3 protein-coding genes are annotated in these 2,496 nt (G+C 38.8%); all 3 read left to right on the forward strand.

Features of this window, described 5'->3' with window-relative positions:
* The first annotated feature begins 250 nt into the window (after positions 1-250).
* On the forward strand, positions 251-559 hold the full coding sequence (locus VE944_RS00300) for a hypothetical protein (RefSeq protein WP_324970769.1): 309 nt from the start codon (positions 251-253) through the stop codon (positions 557-559).
* 971 nt (positions 560-1,530) lie between these two features.
* A complete protein-coding gene (locus tag VE944_RS00305; protein WP_324970771.1) occupies positions 1,531-1,965 on the forward strand; it encodes a hypothetical protein in 435 nt (144 codons plus the stop codon).
* Between the two features lie 199 nt (positions 1,966-2,164).
* On the forward strand, positions 2,165-2,496 hold a 332-nt coding region (locus VE944_RS00310; protein WP_414690079.1), incomplete at its 3' end, for a calcium-binding protein.

Consider the following 2,496-nt stretch of genomic DNA (forward strand, 5'->3'; position numbering starts at 1 on the left):
AAGCTTTACCAAGACAATTACCACTAACTTGAATGGTATCCAAGGCAACACTGCTGAATTAGTTGTTAGTGCTGATGCTACTGGAAACAGAACCTTCAGCAGCGTTATTGGTGGTGTTCAAGTCGAAGACGATCGCTCTGAAACTTTCGTTAACGCTATTGCTGCTACCGTATAATTATCTGGCTAACAAAGATAACTTTGTAACGCCAAATATTTTGCCCAAAAACTAAACTTTTCAGGAGAAACTCAAATGATTATTTCTGATCTAAACTACTTAGAAAACACCTCTGAAGAAATTCTTGGTGGTCGCGGTACTAACATCGCCAACATCTACACAGCAGACAAGAGAGTTACAGCTGTTGTTAACGAAAGCTTCACCAAGACAGTTACCACTAACTTGAATGGTATCCAAGGAAACACTGCTGAATTAGTTGTTAGTGCTGATGCTACTGGAAACAGAACCTTCAGCAGCGTTATTGGTGGTGTTCAAGTCGAAGACGATCGCTCTGAGACTTTCGTTAACGCTATTGCTGCTACCGTTCGTAATCCAGGATCTTAATCCAACTGGATTAGTTATGCTTAAGCCTAAAAACAAAAGCAGGTTAGAGCGAGTATGAAAACCAACACTCCATAGCAATTGTTTTGTTGGGTTATCTTTACTCTACTCAACCTACTGTAGGATGTTCAAAGATTGCTGAAAACTATCTTGGTTTATAGTTTTCAGCAATTTTATAAATTCGATTCAATGTTAACACAGTTAATTAGACAGTTGCAAGACTTACCTCTTTATGCAAAGTGATATCTGTTTGTTAATGTAGGAAGTCTCTTGTCAAGTTTAGTAATGCTAGGGTAGCGTCTCCAAAGTTCAGCATCTAAACAAGTACCATACTCAGTAAACCAAAACATTTTTAGAATTCTTACCATCTGGACATTTCAGCTAAAGCCACGGATATCACAAAACTCACAAAACAACGTTAACTTCAGCATAAGAGACGATACCCCTAGTTACCTTCAAGCGGTAAGCGTTACCCATACCGTCAAACTTATCCCTCTATTACTAACGGTGTTTGCTTGCTGATTCACAAGGGCACAAACCCCTATTATTACGTTCGTTTTCAGTTTGTGGTTTACTGAGACTTGAGCTTTAGTATCATAACTATTTGTTAAAGAAGAGGAAAAGGGGCAGGGGCCACAAAGCTTAGGGGAGAACGCCATAAATAAATTTATGTTTGCTGAAACTTGGACATATTATTTCCTGTCGTAAGCTGTTATGTATACAACTTGCACAATCAGGGCGGGCAAGATGCCCACCCCACAAGCATTTTGAAAAAAAATTAGTGCAAATTAAAGGCGCAACAGCTTAATGCATCTCGAAATAAATATTTAACATTAAGCATCAATAAATTTATTTGCTCTGAAACCCTTTTGGTAGGGAAATTACACCATCTTCTTTCCTGCTCTCTGCTCCTTGCTCCTCTCCTCTCTGGTCAAGTTGGTATTGTATATCTAGCAATATCAAGAGGAAATCTAATGAGCAGTATTTTTTTAACAGGTCTGTCATACGTCAATATGAGTGGTGCCGGCGGCAGCATCAACGTCAGCATTTCTTCCCCTACAGGTTTAAGCATTAACAGGAGTGAAGAAGTTTTTGTGTCCGGAGCAACATCCAATGGAAGTACCGTGTTAGCCACGAATTCCTACACTGGAGATAACACCAACGATTTGCTATTAGGAGGTCAAAATAACGTTACTTCCGTCAGCAATTTAGGCACTGATACACTTACCAGAGGTACTAATAGCAGTTTATTTCTAGGTACAACAACAAATTCTGCTTCTGAGAGTGGCAATGTCATCATTGATTTGAATCCATCTTTATATGATGCGATTGGGATAGAAGCAAATAATAACCTGTTAAGCAATTTCGGATTTACAGGCTTCAATTCGATAGGTGATAGTTTCATATAAAGGGCTAATTTAGCCTATTTTTAGGGCAGTTTTTACAAATATTTTTGGGGAAAACAATAATTTAGCGATGAGCCTAACGCTCCAAAATGGCTAAGAGGGTGTTTTAAAAGTCCTAGCAAAATACTTTTAAAACATCCTCTTAGGATGATTACCCACTACACATTGGCAACTTCAAGCAAGAATTTGCGAGGGAAAAAATATGGCAACTCTAGAAATAAATGACAGCAACAATATAGAAGGCAATAATGCTGATAAAGTCGCGAATCTTTTTAATCGTAGTAACGATATCTTGACCGGGAGAGACCGTAATAACAACGCATCTGGAGGTGGGAGTAGTTTTTTACAAGGAACTAGCGGCAACGATCTATTAAATGTCCCACAAGGAAACACTAATACTAAGAGTTACACAATTTTTGGTCTTGGTGGTAACGATACTTTGACCGGGGGAGGTGGTAATGACAAGATATTTACAGGTATTAGTGGTAATTCCCTACTGAATGGGGGAGATGGGAATGACAACTTGTCTGGCAA

The sequence above is a fragment of the Nostoc sp. genome (genome assembly GCF_035638895.1).
In the GTDB taxonomy this organism is placed as follows: domain Bacteria; phylum Cyanobacteriota; class Cyanobacteriia; order Cyanobacteriales; family Nostocaceae; genus Nostoc.